The following is a 19,223-nucleotide window of genomic DNA, read 5'->3' as shown; positions in this document are numbered from 1 at the left end:
TCAGGATGATTTTTTCAACAGGTAGAAAATCATCCTTTTCGTCATGCCTGAGACGCAAAATATAAGAAATGACAACGCTCATGAACAGGGTATACGATTTTTATCCCTCCTTAACTTAATGACATTGCGTATTTGGTAAACTAAAAAAGAAATAAACTCCCCGTTCGGGCTAAAAGGGGAGCCCGTTTCAAATGAGAAAGGAAATATTGGGATGAAAAAATATACCTCGCGTCTGCTTGCGGCTCTGGTCAGCGCAGCGATGCTGCCGCTTCCTTCTGCACCCGTGCTCGCTGTGGAAACGCCGGAAGCAGAGCCGGAAACAGATCGTTATGAAGTCTATCCGATTCCGCATTCCGTGGAATATCCTGCATCGGACAAGTTCACCGTTTCAAACGAGGTGAACGTTGTCTATGAAAATGATATTGATCAGTACACCAAAGACTATCTTCAGGAAATTCTGAAAGAAAACGGACTGACCGCCACAACCGGAAGTGAAGCTGTGAGCGGAAAGACGAACATTCTTCTGGGCGTTCATGATTCCAACGGTGCCGCTGATGCCTGGTTTGATGCCAACGAACAGCTGAGTGCCGATCTGTTTGAAAAGACCGACGCCTACGCGCTTGATGTCGATCAGGATGGAAACACGAGTGTAATTGCGATTGTGGGCAAGGACACCGATGCTGCTTTTTACGGTCTGTCCTCGCTGGAAATGATGTTCTCTTCCTTTGAAGGCAATCAGCTTAAGAAAGTATCGATTGAAGACTATGCCGATAAGGAACTGCGCGGATTTATCGAAGGCTTTTACGGCGGATTCAGCTACGAAGACCGCGAGACGCAGATTCGCTTTCTGCGCAAGGTAAAAGGCAATATGTATGTCTTCGCGTCCAAGACCGACCCGTATCACGGCGGTTCAAACTGGCAAGCGCAGTATCCGCAGGAAGAGCTCAATCAGATTAAGCACCTTGTCGATGTGGCCAAAGCCAGCAAGGTTCGCTATGCGTGGTCGTTCCATGCCGGAAAATCGGCCTTTTTAAACGGTGCTTCGCCGCAAAGAGACAGTGCAAACTACGGTGTATATCAGGAGCGGCTGGCTGCACTGCTTGCAAAATTCCAGCAGCTGTATGACATCGGAGTACGCGATTTCCACATTTTGAACGATGACTACAACAGCGGAGCCCCCGCGGATATCGCGCTCTTTCTGAACGATGTAAACGCCTGGCTGAAAGCAAAGGGTGACTGCGGACCGTTGGTTTACTGCCCGATCAACTACAACCGGACCTGGGCAGCGGAAGCCACAGTTACCAATGAGCTGAACGCCTATAAAAATAATCTCGACGACCATATTCTTCTGTACTGGACAGGAGAACGCGTAAACTGCCCAGTAACGCAGACGGATATTGACTGGGTCTACGAACGATCCGGTCATGAAATCGTCAACTGGCTCAACTATCCGTGCTCCGAGCACGATAAAGCCGGTATTTATCTCGGCAATATCGATTTTTATTTCTCGACCGCCGATAATCTCCAGCATACAAAAGGTCTGATGTCCAATCCGGTCAATTATCCGGAAGCGAATAAGGTCGCTTATTTCCAGCTTATGAGCTGGCTGTGGAATACGCAGAACTTTTCCGAGAACGTCGATACGATCTGGAAAAACAGCTTTAAGTACATCGAACCGGAAGTGGCAGACAGCTATGCGGTTGTGGCAAGACATCTGTCGAACTGTCCGGACTCCGGACGCTATCCAGGCGGTTTCCCGGAATCGGAAGACCTGAAAGAAAGTCTGGAAACGCTTCAGAACAGACTGAACAGCGGAATTCCCGCAGAGAGTTCTGAAGAGTTTGCGGCCGTGTATGACGAGTTCAAGGCCATTACGGCAGCCGTTGCCGATATGAAAGCCAACGGAAGCGAAGCGCTTCTTTCGGATCTGAATCCGTGGCTCAATTCGCTCGACGCGGTGGCGAAAGCCGGCATCGCGGCCATGGATGCCTATACGGCGTTCAGCGCAGGCGATATGGAAAACGCCTGGATTCACCTCAGCAAAGCCAACGAAGAATTCGCCAAATGGGACGATAACAGTCCGCGCGAATATGCCGATAAGACGGCTAAGGGCGGATCGAAGCGGCTCTATCCGTTTGTGAAGAATCTGCTGACGAAAATGTCCAATGAAATCCTGCTCAACCTGAATCCGGACTACGACGGCTTTACGCCTTCTGTAATTTCCAGCTTTGGAGAAAACACCAATACGCAAAAAATGATCGACGGCGATGAAACGACGTTTGCTTCCTGGAATAGTGTCCAGACCGCTGGTGACTACTATGGTCTCGATTTAGGCCGTATGCTGAATATCCATGATGTGGAAATTATTCAGGGCGAAACGGATACGCATCATGACCGCTTCCACGAATCCACTCTTGAATACTCTGCAGACGGCGAAAACTGGACACCGATTGAAGAAAATATCAACGAAAGCCGTATCGTACGCAAAAATCTGGATGTTCGCGCCCGCTACATTCGACTTCGCGTTACTGGATTTACAGACCCGAACAACCCGAACAAGCACGATTTCTGGACCCGCGTTCGCGAGTTCACGGTAAATAAGTCCGCTAACACCCCTGCACAAATTTATTCGACGCAGGAAAATGCCGGTTCAGCTTCGATTGAATCGACAGACAGCACAGTCACACTGAAAACAAATTCCGCTTTGACTCTTGAGGCGGGTCAGTCCATCGGTGTGAAACTGACCGATCCGATCTTCATTTCCGCCTTGCAGGCTGCACAGGCCCCATCGGGCTGCGTCCTGGAATACTCGCTGGATGGTACAGCCTGGAGCAGAGAGACGATTTCCGGACGAGAGACCGTTCGTTTTGCGCGGGTACGAAATACCACGAATGCGGAAGTTGTGCTTCCTGCTGATTTTGCCCTGAACCTGATGAAAACAACGGGTGTGGTTCCGACGGTTACTTCCGATTTACCGCTCAAAGAGGGCTCCTGGTCTGCTTTGACCGACGGCAATTTGACGACGTATGCATGGACAAGCGTCAATCAGGCGGCTGGGCAGAGTATCATGATTGATCTGGGCCGCGAACTGCCGTTTAACGCGCTTTCGATTTATATGGCCGAAAATCGCCCGCGTCTTTACCATGGTGATATTTCGGTTTCCGCCAATGGAACAGACTGGAAAAAAGTCATGACTGTCAATGCCGCGGATGACAAGACCGTAATTGACAGCGCACTGCGCTACCAGCGTACAGAAGGTGACGGCTCGCGGATTCGTTACATTCGAATCGATGTTACGGACAGTGCCAAAGAGGAAGCAACGGAGCAGTCAGCCTACCTGAAACTGCATGAGATTTTACTCAATGATGCACCGCTTCCGGAAGACGTTCCGTCTCTGTTTACAGGTACGGAAGAAAATATGCAGCTTGCGGCAGACAACGATCTGACAACATGCTTTGAACCGAAAGCGCCGGCAGGATCCTTTGAGTATGTCATTCCCGAAAAGAACGAGCTGCCTTGCCTGACTATCGTGCAGGACGCGGAAAACTTCTCCAATGCGGCTGTTAAAGTCCTCTATGAAGGAGATGAAGAGTGGACAGATCTGGGAACTCTGGAAAAATCGGTGAACCGCTTTGCGCTCGATGGTACAAAGAAAGCCCTTCGTGTGCGTGTAAACTGGAGCGCCGATCAGCCAAAACCAAAAATCTACGAGATCGTGATGACCGGGGACACCGCAGAAAAGTCTCAGCTCAGCACAGTGCTGACTAAAGCCAAAGGAATCAAACTTTCCGACTACGCACTTGAAGGCCAGGCGTTGGAGCAGTGGACTAGTCAGATCCGCGCTGCGCAGACCGTTTATAACAATACGAACGCTGATCAGGCTGCAGTGAACGAGGCAGCCGAAGATCTGAATCGCGATCTTCTTGCTTTACGCCTTGCCCCAGATGCAGAAAAAATCGACGCTTTAAATCGCTGATCGCTGATTTTGGGAAGAAATAGTAAATAACAAGCTTGTGTTACGCTAAAGCGCAGGTCACCATCTACCGGTGCCCTGCGCTTTTTGCCTTTTATTGGCGAAATGAATGACATATAAAATCAAAATAAATTGATTTTAGGATAGAAATCACGAGAGATATGCTAAAATGTTCATGGAAACTACTGGGATAAGCAAAGCAGTCATCAAGTGATGTCCACATGGAGCTTGAGAGATCCTGTCTGTCGCTGCCCTTTTTGGTTTTGATTTCTGTTGTCCCCGCATCCGCGGGGGTGATCCTTCGATCGTTCCTTTGGTGAAGACTGTATGGACGGAATCTCAGAATTTGGGGGAGCGATCCTCGCTGTCTCAGTGTACGGGGACCCGATTCTTGGCTGTCCCAATGCTTGCAAAGGAGAGCAAAAGCAAAAAGGTTGCAGCAGATTTGATCTGTTGCAACCTTTTGTTTTCGGTGGTGGAGCGTAGGGGATTCGAACCCCTGACCTCTTGCATGCGAAGCAAGCGCTCTCCCAACTGAGCTAACACCCCGTGCAAGTCAAAGTATATCAAAAACTGATAGAATTTGAAGGCCTTAAATTTTTATTTTTGAAGAGTACATTTTATTTGCATTCTATAGAACAGATGATATTATGATTAAGCACTAAGACGACGGCGCGTTGGAGAAACGGTTAACTCATATGCCTTTCACGCATACATTCACGGGTTCGAATCCCGTACGCGTCACCATAGAAAATTCACCCGGAGATATCCGGGTTTTTTTGTGCTTAAAGTATTTTTTCTTTTTTAGTTGCAAATGCATTGGATTGTGATATTATAACGAAGCCGATCGAGGCAAAAAAGCAAACGGCGCGTTGGAGAAACGGTTAACTCATATGCCTTTCACGCATACATTCACGGGTTCGAATCCCGTACGCGTCACCATTGAAAATTCCTCCGGGTAGATCCCGGAGTTTTTTTATATAATACAAACTCTGCAGAATGGCAGTGTGATCCAGATCTGGGATACTGACGTATTTGAAAGCATCGAACTTGCCCTATCTATGGGGGATTTTGACGCTTTTTCACACTCTTTTCCCATTTCTATCGATTGCAAAAAAGGTTCTTTCCGAGTAATATGTTCAAGGCATGCGTGGGAGGACGCGTCTTTCGTGTCCGTAAACCACTGCATAAGACCAATACAGGAGGAGAGTCTTATGGCTAAGAAAAAGAAAAAGATTACCAAAGTTGTAAAACTCCAGTTCCCTGCTGGCGGAGCCAAACCAGGTCCAGGCCTCGCAGGTGTTGGAATCAACATGCCGCAGTTCTGCTCTGCATTTAACGATGCAACCAAAGAACGCCGCGGCGATATCGTGCCTGTTGTGATCACTGCTTACGAAGACAAGAGCTTTGACTTCGTGCTGAAAACAACTCCGGCTGCTCAGATGATTAAAAAGGCAGCAGGCGTTGCAAAAGCAAGCGGCGACCAGAAACAGACTGCTGGAACAATCACTGTTGACCAGCTTAAAGAAATTGCTGAATACAAAATGCCCGATCTGAACGCTAACGACATTGAAGCTGCTATGAAGATCATTGCCGGTACTGCAAAGAACATGGGTATCAAAGTTACAGGATACGAAGGATAAGGAGGAAGACCAATGGCAAAAGTAAGTAAACGCTATGCGGCAGCGAAAGATCAGATCGATCGCTCTAAAGTATATACCGTTGAAGAAGCTGTTGATCTGGCTAAAAAAGCCAGCTCCGCTAAATTCGACGAAACAGTTGAAGTATCTTTCAACCTGAACGTTGACCCGCGTCATGCTGACCAGCAGATCCGCGGCGCAATGGTTCTCCCGAACGGAACTGGCAAATCCCAGGTCGTTGCTGTTGTTGCTGAAGGCGACAAAGCAAAAGAAGCTGAGGATGCCGGTGCGGATTTTGTAGGCTCTGACGAACTGATCCAGAAAATCCAGGGCGGATGGTTCGATTTTGATGTTCTTATCGCCACTCCGAACATGATGGGTAAACTGGGCCGTCTGGGACGCGTACTCGGACCTAAAGGTCTGATGCCTAACCCAAAAACCGGTACAGTAACGATGGATATTGCTAACGCTGTTAACGAAGTTAAAAAAGGTAAAATCACTTACCGTGTTGACAAAGCCGGCAACATCAACGTACTGATCGGAAAAGTATCCTTTGACAACGACAAGCTCGTTGAAAACTTCAACGCAGTTTACGAAGTAATCAAAAAAGCTCGTCCATCCAAAGTTAAAGGCACTTACATGAAGAACCTTGTTCTTTCCACAACTATGGGTCCTGGTATCCATGTTGAAATGAAGTAATTGACAAGCGCAATCTTCAACCGTACTATTTGATTGTTTCAATATTCCAAAGACAGTAACGGCGAAAGCTTAATCATGTTACCGAGGGATTGAAGAGCATTATTTTCATATGCCATTCAAGCCCGCACGCGCGGGCTTTATCTTTGAATATTGATGCAATATACAGAAAGCAGAGGAAAACTCATGAACAAAGATGTCCTTGCTCAAAAGGAAGCTGATGTTGCTGAGCTCTCGAAAAAGATTTCTGATTCTAGCTCTGTTGTCGTAGTTGAGTATCGCGGACTTACCGTAGCGGAGATCACAGAACTCCGACATGCTCTCCGCAACGAAAACGTTGAGATGAAGGTTTACAAAAACACCATCGCTCAGCGCGCTGTTGAACAGCTTGGCCTCGACGGTCTGGATGCTGCACTCAAAGGACCGAACGCACTCGCATTCGGCCACGATCAGGTAGCTCCTGCTCGCGTCCTCGCTGATTTCGCAAAAACTCACGACAAGCTGATTCTGAAAAGCGGCATTGTAGACGGTGCCGTAGTAGACGAAGCAACAATCAAAACTCTCGCTGGTCTGCCTAACAAAGAAGGCATGCTCGCAAAATTTGCATCTACCCTGAATGCACCTGTTATCAAGTTTGCTCTGACCATCAAAGCTCTTGCTGAGAAAAAAGGTCAGGCAGGCGAAGCCCCTGCAGAAGAAGCTGCAGCGTAATTGGAGGAAAACTTAACATGGCTAAACTGACTCAGGACGAAATCCTGTCCTATCTCGAAGAAGCAACAATCCTTGAACTGAACGAACTCGTAAAAGCAATCGAAGAAAAATTCGGCGTTGTAGCTGCTGCTGTAGCTGCTGGTCCAGCTGCTGCTGACACTGCTGCTAACGACGAACCAAGCGAAGTAACCGTAACGATGACTAACGTTGGCGGAACCAAAGTACAGGTTATCAAAGCCGTACGTGAACTCACTGGTCTCGGTCTGATCGACGCTAAGAAACTCGTTGATGCTGTTCCTGCTGTTATCAAAGAGAACATCTCTCCTGATGAAGCAGAAAAGATCAAAGAAAAACTCATGGAAGCTGGCGCTACTGTCGAAATCAAGTAATTGGTTCCACAGACGCACGAATTCTACTTTTAACACAATTAAAAAAAGAGCGAAGCCTTTCGGGGCCTCGCTCTTTTCTTTCGGCCGGAAAAACCAGGGCAAAAAAAAGACCGGATCACTCCGGTCACTCAAGAAATGAGATTTTTGCCTGTTGTATGTACAGGTGGGTTTTCTGCCATTGCGTTTAGGATCCCAGCTTCATCCGCGAAAAAGCAGCTTATTGCTGGTATTCGACACCGGCAAGAGCATCCGAAATCCCATATCTCAGATGTAGGAAAAATGTAATTCCTTGAGCGGCTTTATTATAGCAAATCATATAAACGATGTCAGTTTGATCACCGGAAACGTTGAAGAAAGAAAGCGATCAAAAATAGCAGCACTTGTTGAATCCGATATCTGGGCCTGGAAAAACATGTACATATCCATTTCTGGATAAATTTGCAAAACAGCAGAAAACCGATCAAATTCACGCAGAATCCAATAAATTGACTAATCGCTATTGACAACTCTGCTATGCGTGAAAGGTGAAAGAGGATACATATCTGCAAAATTCGCATTAAGAATTCTCATGTAAACGAATACATAAATTATAGTTAGATATCAACCGGAAAAACTTAAAATAAACAGGCCAAATTTCTTTTCTCCTTCACGGAAGTTCCTATAATAAAGGCGAAATAAAGAAGGAGACATAAAAACATGAACAAGTTTACAAAATCTATTGCCGCAGCGGCTATGGTTCTTTCCCTTACAGGATGCGCTGCAGCAGCCCAGACAAACAGCGAGGTATCTGAAGCGGCGGTTCAGGAATTTGGTGCTTATGGCTATTCGGTAGAAGACGTTACAGAAAATGGCAATAAAGTCAGCTTCAAGGCTGTTGGTGAAGACGGCGGTGCAAATGTAAGTGTTACTCGTTTTGATGACCTGATGAGTGCTGTTGAAGCCTATGACCAGGAAAAAGCAGTTATGACGCAGTCGGATTACTACATGCTTGCAGAACAGGAAAACGGAGCTGGCAGCGTTGCAGTATTCAACAACTCCATCAACTACGTAAATGCAATCGTGGCTTTTGATGCAAAGAACAACAACATGATCGTCGTAAGAGAGATCTCTCAAACCAACATGGATCAGGTTTACGATTATCTTGCAAAGTTCGGATTCAGATTCCAGTAAGAAAGCAATAATTGAAAAGAAATACAAAAGCCCGCTCGACGGGCTTTTTTGTTATCGTAATTCCATAGACAAACATGAGGAAGCTTGAAAATGGACTACGATACGACGGGCATCGAGAAAAAACAGGATGATTCTTATGAGACTTTAATCACAGCCCAAAAAATCAATGTTACTCTTGGCGGGAAAACGATCCTTGAAGATTTTTCGCTTACAGTTTGCCGTAAAGGAAGAGTAGCGCTGTGCGGTCCTTCTGGAATCGGGAAAAGTACCGTGCTCCGCGTTCTGGCCGGACTGATTGATCCAAATCAAGGAACACTGGATCGAGTCGGAACGGTATCCATGGTATTTGATGATGATCGGCTGTATCCCTGTCTCAGTACACTCGAAAACATTTGTCTGGGATGCGACTGGGGAACGATTCCGCGCGCCTTACGAACGAACGCCGCCAGGAACTGGGCATCGATTTTTCACTGTGATACCTTTCTGAAACAGAAAGCAGGGACTTTGTCAGCTGGTCAGCGGAAACGCACAGCACTCGCTCGCGCCATGATGAAGAATCCGGATCTGCTTCTTCTGGATGAGACTTTCCATGCGCTGGATGAAAAGCTGCGTTACGTGCTTATGGATACGCTTCTGCAGCTGCAGAAACAGATGGGGTTCGCAATCGTCTTTGCAACGCATGATCTTCGGGAAGCAGAATATATGAATGCCCGAATTGTCTTTTTACAAAATTCAGACCGGGAAAAGCCGATAGAAAATACTTACGTATCGGCTGACTCAGTTAGGAAGGGCGATGAGTAAGGGCGAAAAGTGGTCTGAGAGTGAAAATTCCGGTTACAAAACAGTTTCATAATTTTCATGATTTTTTGTGATTGACATATATTTTGTGATCTACTAAACTGTCAAAGCATGCGCGGGATAGATTCCCGCTTTTAAAAGGACGAAAAATGGTCCACCCGGATTCGTTCGCATGAATAAGTTGATACAAGTAGATAAGGAGAAGAAATGCCTACTATTAATCAGTTAATTCGCAAAGGCCGTCAGTCCAGCGAGAACATGTCTAAATCTCCTGCACTGAACCGCGGATACAACTCATTGAAGTCCAGACCGACAAGCCTGTCCAGCCCGCAGAAACGCGGCGTCTGCACCCGTGTCGGAACAATGACTCCGAAGAAACCTAACTCTGCTCTTCGTAAATATGCTCGTGTACGTCTTAGCAACGGAATGGAAGTTACTGCTTACATTCCAGGTATCGGACACAACCTCCAGGAGCACTCGGTAGTACTGATCCGCGGCGGTCGTGTTAAAGACCTGCCTGGTGTACGTTACCATATCGTTCGCGGTACTCTTGACTGCGCAGGTGTAACGGACCGTCGTCAGAGCCGCTCTCTTTACGGAACCAAGAAACCTAAGAAATAAGTCAATCGTGAAAGGAGAATAAAAGATGCCAAGAAAAGGACATATTGCAAAACGGGATGTACTTCCAGATCCTATTTACAATTCCAAACTCGTCACTCGTTTAATTAACAAAATCATGATTGACGGAAAACGTGGAACTGCACAGAAAATTCTGTACAACGCCTTCGACATTGTCGAGGTTAAGACTGGCAAACAGCCAATGGAAGTTTTTGAACAGGCGCTGGGCAACATTATGCCTCAGCTCGAACTTAAGGTTCGCCGTGTAGGCGGTGCGAACTACCAGGTACCAGTTGAAGTATCTGAAGAACGCCGTCTGACACTTGGACTGCGCTGGCTCGTGAACTACGCACGCCTGCGTAACGAAAAAACGATGGAACAGCGACTTGCTGCTGAAATCATCGATGCCGCTAACGGTGTGGGTGCATCGGTAAAACAGCGCGACAACGTTCATCGCATGGCGGAAGCCAACAAGGCTTTTGCTCACTACCGCTGGTAGTCTGCATCCGATTCAGCTGTTATTAAAAACGGCAATCGGAGCTCTAGAAAGGATGTCGAATTATGCCAAGAGAATATTCATTAGAAAATACCCGTAATATCGGTATCATGGCACATATCGACGCCGGCAAAACAACCACCACTGAACGTATCCTGTATTACACAGGTCTTAACCACAGAATTGGTGAAACTCATGATGGCGCATCCACAATGGACTGGATGGAACAAGAAGCTGAACGTGGTATCACGATTACATCTGCGGCTACAACCGTTCATTGGAGAGGCAACCGAATCAACATTATCGATACTCCGGGCCACGTTGACTTCACAGTAGAAGTTGAACGTTCCCTGCGCGTTCTCGATGGTGCGGTTACAGTCCTCGATGCCAAGGCCGGTGTTGAACCACAGACTGAAACAGTATGGCGTCAGGCCTCCGAATACGGAGTTCCCCGTATTGTATTCGTAAATAAAATGGACTCAACAGGAGCTGACTTCCTGATGAGCTGCCAGACGATCGTTGATCGCCTGGGCGTTAAAGCTGCTCCAATTCAGCTGCCGATCGGCGCTGAAAGTGAATTCGAAGGTCTTGTAGATCTGATCGAACGCAAAGCGGTCTATAACAAAGGCGACAAAGGTATCATCGTTGAAGATGGCCCTATCCCTGAAGACATGGTAGACATGGTTGAAGAGTATCGCATGAAACTCCTCGAAACTCTGTCTGACTTTGATGAAGATCTGATGATGCAGGTCCTCGAAGGTGAAGAACCTTCCATTGAAGATATCAAGCGCGTTATCCGTAAAGCGGTATGCGACGTTGAATTCTTCCCGGTTCTTTGCGGATCCGCTTATAAAGACAAAGGCGTTCAGCCAATGCTCGACGCAGTTGTTGACTACCTCCCGTCTCCGATTGACGTACCGGCAATCAAAGGTACGACTCTTGATGGCGAACCGGATGAACGTCATCCTTCCGATGAAGAACCGTTCTCTGCGCTTGCTTTCAAAATCATGACCGATAAATACGTCGGAAAACTTACGTTCTTCCGCGTTTACTCCGGTACAGCTGATTCCGGAAGCTACGTTCTCAACTCCACAAAGGATACGAAAGAACGTTTCGGCCGTATCATGCAGATGCATGCCAACAGCCGTCACGAAATCCCGCAGGTTTTCGCAGGCGACATTGCGGCAGCAGTAGGTCTGAAAAACACCACAACTGGTGACAGCCTCTGCGAGCCGGACCATCCGATCATTCTTGAAAAGATGGAATTCCCGGAACCTGTTATTGAACAGTCCCTTGAACCAAAGACGAAAGCTGACCAGGACAAGATGGGTCTGGCTCTTGCCAAACTGGCTGAAGAAGACCCTACGTTCAGAACTTATACAAATAAGGAAACTGGACAGACCATTATCGCTGGTGTAGGTGAACTTCACCTCGATATCATCGTTGACCGTCTGCGCAGAGAATTCAACGTCGATGCGAAGATTGGCCAGCCGCAGGTTGCTTACCGTGAAACAATCCGTAAAGCTGCGGAATGTGAAGGTAAATACATCCGTCAGTCCGGTGGTAAAGGTCAGTACGGTCACGTATGGATCAAGTTTGAACCGAATGAAGAAGGTAAAGGATACGAATTCATCGACGCTGTTGTTGGTGGAACCGTACCTAAGGAATACATCAAGCCAACCAACGAAGGTCTGCAGGACGCTCTTGAAAAAGGTGTACTCGCCGGCTACCCGATGATTGACGTTAAAGCAACTCTGTTCGACGGAAGCTACCATGATGTCGACTCCTCCGAACAGGCCTACAAGATTGCTGCTTCCATGGCTCTTCGTGAAGCTGCCAAGAAGTGCGATCCTGTACTGCTCGAGCCAATCATGCTCGTTGAAATTACAGCACCAGCAGAATACCTTGGTTCTGTAATGGGCGACGTATCCAGCCGTCGCGGTCAGATCAACGATCAGGAAGAACGCGGAAATGCCGTCATCGTACGTGCATTCATCCCGCTGTCAGAAATGTTCGGCTATGTAACTGACCTGCGTTCCTTTACCCAGGGCCGCGGCAACTACTCGATGAAATTCGACCACTACAGTGAAGTACCGAAGTCGATTTCTGAGAAGATCATTGCCGAGTCCGGTAAGTAAAATACTCATTATTGCTTTTAAAATTCGAAAGCCTTAAAATGAAACAGTCTGAATAACTCTAGGAGGAAATAATGGCTAAGCAAAAATTTGACAGAAGTAAAACCCATGTCAACATTGGTACCATTGGACACGTTGACCACGGTAAAACAACTCTGACTGCTGCAATCACCAGCGTTCTCAGCGGCAAAGGCATGGCTGAGAAAACAGATTACGATCAGATTGACGGTGCTCCAGAAGAAAAAGAACGTGGAATCACCATCAACACCGCTCACGTTGAATACCAGACAGACAAACGTCACTATGCACACGTAGACTGCCCGGGTCACGCTGACTACATCAAGAACATGATCACTGGTGCAGCTCAGATGGATGGCGCTATCCTCGTTGTAGCTGCCACTGACGGACCTATGCCTCAGACTCGTGAGCACATCCTGCTCGCTCGTCAGGTAGGCGTACCTAAAATGGTTGTATTCCTGAACAAATGCGACATGGTTGACGACGAAGAACTGATCGACCTTGTTGAAATGGAAATTCGTGAACTCCTCGACGAATATGAATTCGACGGCGACGACACTCCAATCATCCGCGGATCCGCTCTGAAAGCTCTCGAAGGCGATCCGAAATGGACACCGGCTATCGAAGAACTGATGGACGCTGTTGATTCCTGGATCGATGATCCAGTTCGTGATGTCGACAAACCATTCCTGATGGCTGTCGAAGACGTTATGACAATTTCCGGTCGTGGTACCGTTGCTACAGGTCGTGTAGAACGTGGTACTGCTCACCTGTCCGACACAGTAGAAATCGTTGGTATCAAACCAACTCGCTCCACTGTACTGACTGGTCTGGAAATGTTCCACAAACAGCTCGACGAAGCTCGTGCTGGTGACAACATCGGTGCTCTGCTCCGTGGTGTTGCACGTGACGAAGTACAGCGTGGACAGGTTCTGGCAAAACCAGGATCCGTTCATCCTCACACAAAATTCAAAGCTCAGGTTTACGTACTGAGCAAAGATGAAGGCGGACGTCACACACCGTTCGTTTCCAACTACCGTCCTCAGTTCTACTTCCGTACAACTGACGTAACTGGTGTAATCACTCTGCCAGAAGGCGTTGAAATGGTTATGCCTGGCGACAACGTTGAAATGTCCGTTGAACTGATCGCTCCTATCGCTATCGAAAACGGTACTACCTTCTCTATTCGTGAAGGCGGACACACTGTAGGCGCTGGTAACGTTACTGAAATCGTTGAATAATCGACGTTCAGAAACTGACGAAGCTTTCAGCTAACTAAAAAATTAAGGAGAACCCAATCTTACGAATGGGTTCTCCTTTTTTGTTTTTTGCCTACCAAGAAGAGACGGATTCGCCAGTTGAAATCAGGGCCTGACCGATAATGGCTGCCTCTCTGCACACACGATCCTCTAGCAATTCTTATTTCCTCTCAACTGTATATTTGAAAAAATTCAATGGCTGGGGAAATTGGGTCCTTATTCATAGCTTGCGGTCTAGAAAAGCGTATGAGGCCTTTCTGACGGTTTTGAAGAGAATAACAGGAAAACTGTATCGCATTCATATACGAGCAGCAGAACGCTGTTCTGGAGCCTTATTCTGCCGAACCAGGAAAACCATTGAGACAACCATAAATCTCTGACTGCAAGCTCAAGGGTTTTAGTACGAGCGGAAGGGAAAACGTGATCTAGCGGACCAGACGAGGAATGCATTAAAGTTCTGACTGTATGCCGAGATGATTTCGAATGCTGAGACGATCATGCATGCTGCAGCGGCAGACAAAATCCATTCAGAGTCCCCTTTTTAATGTTAAAAGCGAATGTGTGATGGAACACAGACTGTTTACAGATGTAAAACATCCGTCTACGAATCGCGAAATAAAGTGTTGACAAAACGAAAATGAGAGCACAAAGTGTCGATTTTCACTGTTTTTTACATTTTTACGCCAAGTAAGGCAATTTTGAAACCTGCCTGACAAAAATTTGGTTAAAATTTGTGATGAAACAAAATGAAATTATGAAAAATTTATCTGAAATGTGTAATAATGGTAAACGCACATGCTAAGTGAATGCCTTGCATCAAAAGAGGCGGGAATGCTCTATTTTGACGTTCTGAGCAGATTTTGATCTTTAGGAGAAAATGTAATGTTTTTAAACGCTTAGATTATCCCAAAATCCGTATATTTATGGGATAATGTGTCAGAAAGGAGTGTTCTCAAATTATGAACCAAACGAAAAGTTCAGCCGGAACCGATACTAAGAAAATCACCTGGCTGACTCTGGCGTTCATGGCGTTCTCAACCGTATGGGGATTTGGTAACGTCGTAAACGGCTTTGGGTACTTCAACGGCACACAGGTAATCTTCTCATGGGTAATGATGTTCCTGCTGTACTTTGTACCTTACGCATTAATGGTTGGTGAACTTGGTTCCGCTTTTAAAACTGCCGGCGGCGGTGTAACGAGCTGGGTTCTGGAAACAACCAATCCTAAACTGGCGTATTACGCTGGTTATACGTACTGGGTAGTCCATATCCCTTACATTGCTTCGAAGGGAAGCGGCGGCCTGAAGGCTCTCGCATGGATGTTCCTGTCCAACGAATGGTATGACAGCCTGCCTGCAATTCAGGTACAGCTGGCGACTCTCGTTGTCTTCATCATCTTCCTCTGGGTAGCTTCCCGCGGCCTGACACCGCTTAAGGCTCTAACCTCCGTAGCTGGATCGAGTATGTTCGTAATGTCTCTGCTCTACATCGTAATGATGTTCGCAGCACCGGCGATCAACCCGTCCGCTTCGTTCGCTCCTATTGACTGGAGCTGGGAAGGTTTGATCCCGACATTCAACTGGCAGTACTTCACGTCTCTGTCGATTCTTGTATTCGCAGTCGGAGGATGTGAAAAGATTTCTCCTTATGTAAATAAGGTTAAAAACCCTGGTAAAGACTTCCCGAAAGGTATGATCTCCCTGGCAATCATGGTTATGGTCTGCGCTATCCTCGGTACCATCGCCATGGGTATGATGTTCAACTCTGCAGATCTGGCCAACCCGGATTTCCAGAAACAGTTCATCGCCAACGGTGCTTATATGTCCTTCCAGAAACTCGGTGAATACTACCACCTGGGCAACTTCTTCGTTATCGTATACGGTGCCTGCAATGCGATCGGTCAGTTCTCTACTCTCGTTCTTTCCATCGATGCTCCTCTGCGTATGCTTCTTGACGATGAATCCGCTCGTCAGTATGTTCCAAAGAGTCTGCTCAAGCAGAACAAATACGGTGCATACACCAACGGTATTCTGCTGATCGGTGTTCTGGCTGGTTCGATCATTCTGATTCAGATGCTCGGAACTGGTGCAGCCGATATCATCACCTGGCTGACCAAACTGAACTCTGTCTGCATGCCAATGCGTTACCTCTGGGTATTCTTCGCATATATCATGCTGCGCACAGCCGGAAACAAATTCCACAGCGATTACGTATTTGTTAAAAACAAAACCTTCGCCATCGTTGCTGGTGCATGGTGCTTCTTCGTTACCGCATTCTGCTGCATTCTCGGTGTTTATGTAGAAGGCGATGTCGTACGTACAATTCTGAACATTGCGATGCCATTCGTTCTGCTTGCTCTCGGTCTGATCATGCCGGAAATCCGCAAGGCCGAAGATCGCAAAGCTGGTATTGTAAAATAAACGTCTCTGATCTTTCTGAATTCGAATCCCTTCGGTTTGAGCGGATTTGAGTTTATTCGGAGAATATAAAGCGGAATGTCTTCGGGCTTTCCGCTTTTTTTCATCCCTGTCCTGCAGATCTGGTGATCTGGCTGCCGATACTGTCTGCCAAATGCGTCCTTGCGCTGAGAGAAAGCATGCAGCCCATAATTTTTGACCATGGCTTTAATGGGAACCGACCGGCTCGGCGCACTTTCTGCTCAGAAAGACAGACCGCCCGCAAGGAAGGAAAAGGGAGTCTGGAAACCGTATTAGACCAGCGATGTTTTTCGTTTTAGTCAGGACTGTCATTCTGTACTTGAGTCGCTTTTCCAGGACATCCTGTTTCTGCTGGATATGGTATTGTCTTAGATAAGGAGGAAAACTTATGTCCTACAAAGAATTTGCAGGCAAGCTGACCGATTTTATTGCAGCGTGCCCAAGCATGTTTCATTCCGTACATTCCATTGCCGCTGAACTTGAAGCCAAAGGATTCAGCGCGCTGAAAGAAAAAGACGCCTGGAATCTTGAACCAGGCAAAGGCTACTATACAATTCGCAACAACAGTTCCATTATTGCGTTCATGATTCCGGAAAATCTGACTGACTATCATTTCCAGATGAGTGCAGCGCATACCGATTCTCCAACGTTTAAAATCAAATCCGTTCCGGAAATTACCGGGCCGGCTGAATACATCCGTCTTAACGTCGAGGCGTACGGCGGAATGATCGATTCCACATGGCTCGATCGTCCTCTGACTATTGCCGGACGTGTCATGGTCGATACCGGCAACGGTCTCGAAAGCCGTCTGTTCTATATGGATCAGGATATTCTGACCATTCCAAACATGCCGATCCATTTCAACCGTGAGATCAACGAAGGCTTCGCGTTCAACCGTCAGGTGGATCTGTGCCCTCTGTTCTCCTGCGGCGCAATGACCAAAGGCTCCTTCAATCAGATGGTTGCTGACGAACTTGGCGTAGATGTAAATGCCATCAAGGGCAAGGATCTGTTCCTGGTTAACCGTCAGAAAGGCATTCTCTGGGGCTACAAGGATGAATTCGTATCCAGCCCGAAACTTGACGACCTCGAATGCGCCTATACGACTCTGCAGGGCTTCCTGAATGCAGAACACGGAAACAAGATTGATGTTTACTGCTGCTTCGACAACGAAGAAGTCGGCTCCAACACCAAGCAGGGCGCTATGTCGACCTTCCTGCACGATGTGCTCCGTCGGATCAACAGCGCGCTCGGCAAAACGGAAGAAGAATACTACCGCGCCGTATCCGCAAGCTTCCTCGTATCGGCGGATAATGGCCATGCCGTTCATCCAAACCATCCGGAAAAAACCGATGCCGGCGAAAACACGGTTTACATGAACCACGGCCCAATTATTAAAGAGGCCGCTAACCAGAAGTACACAACCGACGCCTTCTCGAGATCTGTATTCACAATGATCTGCGAAAAAGCCGGCGTTCCTGTACAGAACTTCGCAAACCGTTCGAATATTGTCGGCGGATCGACGCTGGGCAACCTTTCCAATACTCAGGTATCTGTACACGCTGTTGACATCGGACTGGCTCAGCTGGCCATGCATTCTTCCTTTGAGACCGGCGGTGCCAAAGATCCGTACTATCTCTTCCAGGCGATGCAGACTTACTTCAGCACCAATATCAAGATTGACGGAGCAGACTCCGTAAGCTTCGAATAAATGGCGAAGAAGAAAAAAGAACCGGTCTGGCTGACCAAATCGATTACCAGCAACACCGCTGGCCTGATTGACGATGTTCCGTATCAGAAAGCGCTCGAACAGATCGATCGAACCGACGAGAGCGCCGGCATGAAGCATCTGCTGATCGGGTGGGCGGCTCAGGAGAGACTGGAAGACCGCAAACTTCCGGAAAAGCTGCTTTCCCGCAAGAGAAGCACTTCCTTTCGGGACTTTGCCAGAAAACAGATGATTGAAGATCGAGGAACCTTTCGTCTATCCGGCATAACGACCGCGTTTGCGATGGTTCTGCTCTGCTCCTTCATCCGCAATGCCATTTTCGGAAAGTATCTCGTTAACTTCTCGGTGGACGCCGTCGTTGCTGCCATTGGTGCAGCGCTTGCCATCCTGAACCTTAGAACGCAGCTGCAGACCGCTGAGCTGTACGGCAATACGCGGCCGATGGTTCTGACCGACGTCCTGGCTCTCGTCCTCTGGTTTTTGATGATGCAGGTCTTCCGCAATTTTGACAGCTCGATTGTGATTTTCCTGGTCACCTATTTCTTCAGCCTCTGGCGTTTCAAGAAAATGCAGGAAAAATTTATTCAGGAAAACCATTTAGAAATCAGCCTGAACGCTAAAAAATAGCGTTCAGGCTTTTTCTAATATAAGAATCTGTCAGAACGCGAAGTCGGATCATCTAGAGACGCTCCGGATCCGGGCTGCGATCCTCTTTCTGGGGTGAGGATGATACGTGAACAGTGATAGGTGAAAGGCAGATCGAGCTGGAATGGAGGGATCGGTCTGCCAAGGTCCGAACTTTGCGTGGTCAGGCTAGATTCTATGTGCCGCTTTAATTGCGTTATATATGGATGAATGGGGAGAGCGTGCATACAAGCGAGGCGAACATATGGAAGAACGCGCAAAAATTCAAATAAGCGAATATGAGGGCAAATATAAGAAGCGCATATACGGCAAATAAGGCAAATAAGATAAATATAAGAAAGGAAAACGCAAAGTCGCCGCGACGGAAGCATGAGATCGGAAGGACATGTCAAAAATTTTGTGTAAATTCGTTTTTGGTGGTAAAAACATTTGGCCGTTTCGAAGGCCCGAAACACGTCGCTGGACGATGAGCGATTGAAAATTTCTGGAGCGGCCCTTTATAGCGGGC

Annotated in this window: 14 protein-coding genes, 3 tRNA genes and 1 other annotated feature; of the genes, 16 read left to right on the top strand and 1 reads right to left on the bottom strand. The window is 47.3% G+C overall.

Features of this window, described 5'->3' with window-relative positions; all coding sequences use genetic code 11:
* Positions 1-211: 211 nt before the first annotated feature.
* A complete protein-coding gene (locus Afil_RS08745) occupies positions 212-3,976 on the top strand; it encodes a beta-N-acetylglucosaminidase domain-containing protein (RefSeq protein ID WP_230268180.1) in 3,765 nt (1,254 codons plus the stop codon).
* 470 nt (positions 3,977-4,446) lie between these two features.
* On the opposite strand, the gene Afil_RS08740 is transcribed toward Afil_RS08745, so the two are convergent.
* A tRNA-Ala gene (locus tag Afil_RS08740) sits at positions 4,447-4,522 on the bottom strand.
* Between the two features lie 122 nt (positions 4,523-4,644).
* On the opposite strand from Afil_RS08740, the gene Afil_RS08735 reads away from it, so the two are divergent.
* The 15 genes from Afil_RS08735 (at position 4,645) to Afil_RS08665 (ending at position 18,697) form a co-directional block, all read left to right on the top strand.
* A tRNA-Glu gene (locus Afil_RS08735) sits at positions 4,645-4,720 on the top strand.
* Between the two features lie 119 nt (positions 4,721-4,839).
* Positions 4,840-4,915: transfer RNA gene (locus Afil_RS08730), tRNA-Glu, on the top strand.
* A gap of 272 nt (positions 4,916-5,187) precedes the next feature.
* Entirely contained in the window at positions 5,188-5,616 is a 429-nt protein-coding gene (gene rplK / locus Afil_RS08725) for a 50S ribosomal protein L11 (RefSeq protein ID WP_230268179.1), read from the top strand.
* Between the two features lie 12 nt (positions 5,617-5,628).
* Positions 5,629-6,312, top strand: coding sequence for a 50S ribosomal protein L1 (rplA, locus tag Afil_RS08720; RefSeq protein WP_230268178.1), 684 nt, complete (start codon positions 5,629-5,631; stop codon positions 6,310-6,312).
* A 28-nt stretch (positions 6,313-6,340) separates the two neighbouring features.
* Positions 6,341-6,463 (top strand) — a sequence feature (ribosomal protein L10 leader region).
* 32 nt (positions 6,464-6,495) lie between these two features.
* The gene (gene rplJ, locus Afil_RS08715; RefSeq protein WP_230268177.1) at positions 6,496-7,020 is read left to right on the top strand and encodes a 50S ribosomal protein L10; all 525 of its coding nucleotides are present in this window, start codon (positions 6,496-6,498) and stop codon (positions 7,018-7,020) included.
* 17 nt (positions 7,021-7,037) lie between these two features.
* Complete coding sequence (rplL, locus tag Afil_RS08710) at positions 7,038-7,409, top strand: 50S ribosomal protein L7/L12 (protein ID WP_230268176.1); 372 nt, start codon at positions 7,038-7,040, stop codon at positions 7,407-7,409.
* 696 nt (positions 7,410-8,105) lie between these two features.
* A complete protein-coding gene (locus tag Afil_RS08705) occupies positions 8,106-8,579 on the top strand; it encodes a hypothetical protein (protein ID WP_230268175.1) in 474 nt (157 codons plus the stop codon).
* 90 nt (positions 8,580-8,669) lie between these two features.
* A complete protein-coding gene (locus tag Afil_RS08700; RefSeq protein ID WP_230268174.1) occupies positions 8,670-9,380 on the top strand; it encodes an ATP-binding cassette domain-containing protein in 711 nt (236 codons plus the stop codon).
* A 204-nt stretch (positions 9,381-9,584) separates the two neighbouring features.
* Positions 9,585-9,998, top strand: a complete 414-nt coding sequence (gene rpsL, locus Afil_RS08695; RefSeq protein WP_230268173.1) for a 30S ribosomal protein S12 — start codon at positions 9,585-9,587, stop codon at positions 9,996-9,998.
* Between the two features lie 25 nt (positions 9,999-10,023).
* Entirely contained in the window at positions 10,024-10,494 is a 471-nt protein-coding gene (gene rpsG, locus Afil_RS08690) for a 30S ribosomal protein S7 (RefSeq protein WP_230226607.1), read from the top strand.
* Positions 10,495-10,556: 62 nt separating this feature from the next.
* On the top strand, positions 10,557-12,629 hold the full coding sequence (gene fusA, locus Afil_RS08685; RefSeq protein WP_230268172.1) for an elongation factor G: 2,073 nt from the start codon (positions 10,557-10,559) through the stop codon (positions 12,627-12,629).
* A gap of 71 nt (positions 12,630-12,700) precedes the next feature.
* Entirely contained in the window at positions 12,701-13,885 is a 1,185-nt protein-coding gene (gene tuf, locus Afil_RS08680; protein ID WP_230268171.1) for an elongation factor Tu, read from the top strand.
* Positions 13,886-14,862: 977 nt separating this feature from the next.
* Positions 14,863-16,323 (top strand): APC family permease, encoded by a 1,461-nt coding sequence (locus tag Afil_RS08675; protein WP_230268170.1) that lies wholly within the window; start codon positions 14,863-14,865, stop codon positions 16,321-16,323.
* 406 nt (positions 16,324-16,729) lie between these two features.
* The gene (locus Afil_RS08670) at positions 16,730-18,052 is read left to right on the top strand and encodes a M18 family aminopeptidase (protein WP_230268169.1); all 1,323 of its coding nucleotides are present in this window, start codon (positions 16,730-16,732) and stop codon (positions 18,050-18,052) included.
* Positions 18,053-18,697, top strand: a complete 645-nt coding sequence (locus Afil_RS08665; RefSeq protein WP_230268168.1) for a hypothetical protein — start codon at positions 18,053-18,055, stop codon at positions 18,695-18,697.
* Positions 18,698-19,223 lie beyond the last annotated feature (526 nt).

The sequence above is a fragment of the Allobaculum fili genome (assembly GCF_020969955.1).
Lineage (GTDB): Bacteria > Bacillota_I > Bacilli_A > Erysipelotrichales > Erysipelotrichaceae > Allobaculum > Allobaculum fili.
This window is presented reverse-complemented; position numbering and strand designations above follow the sequence as displayed.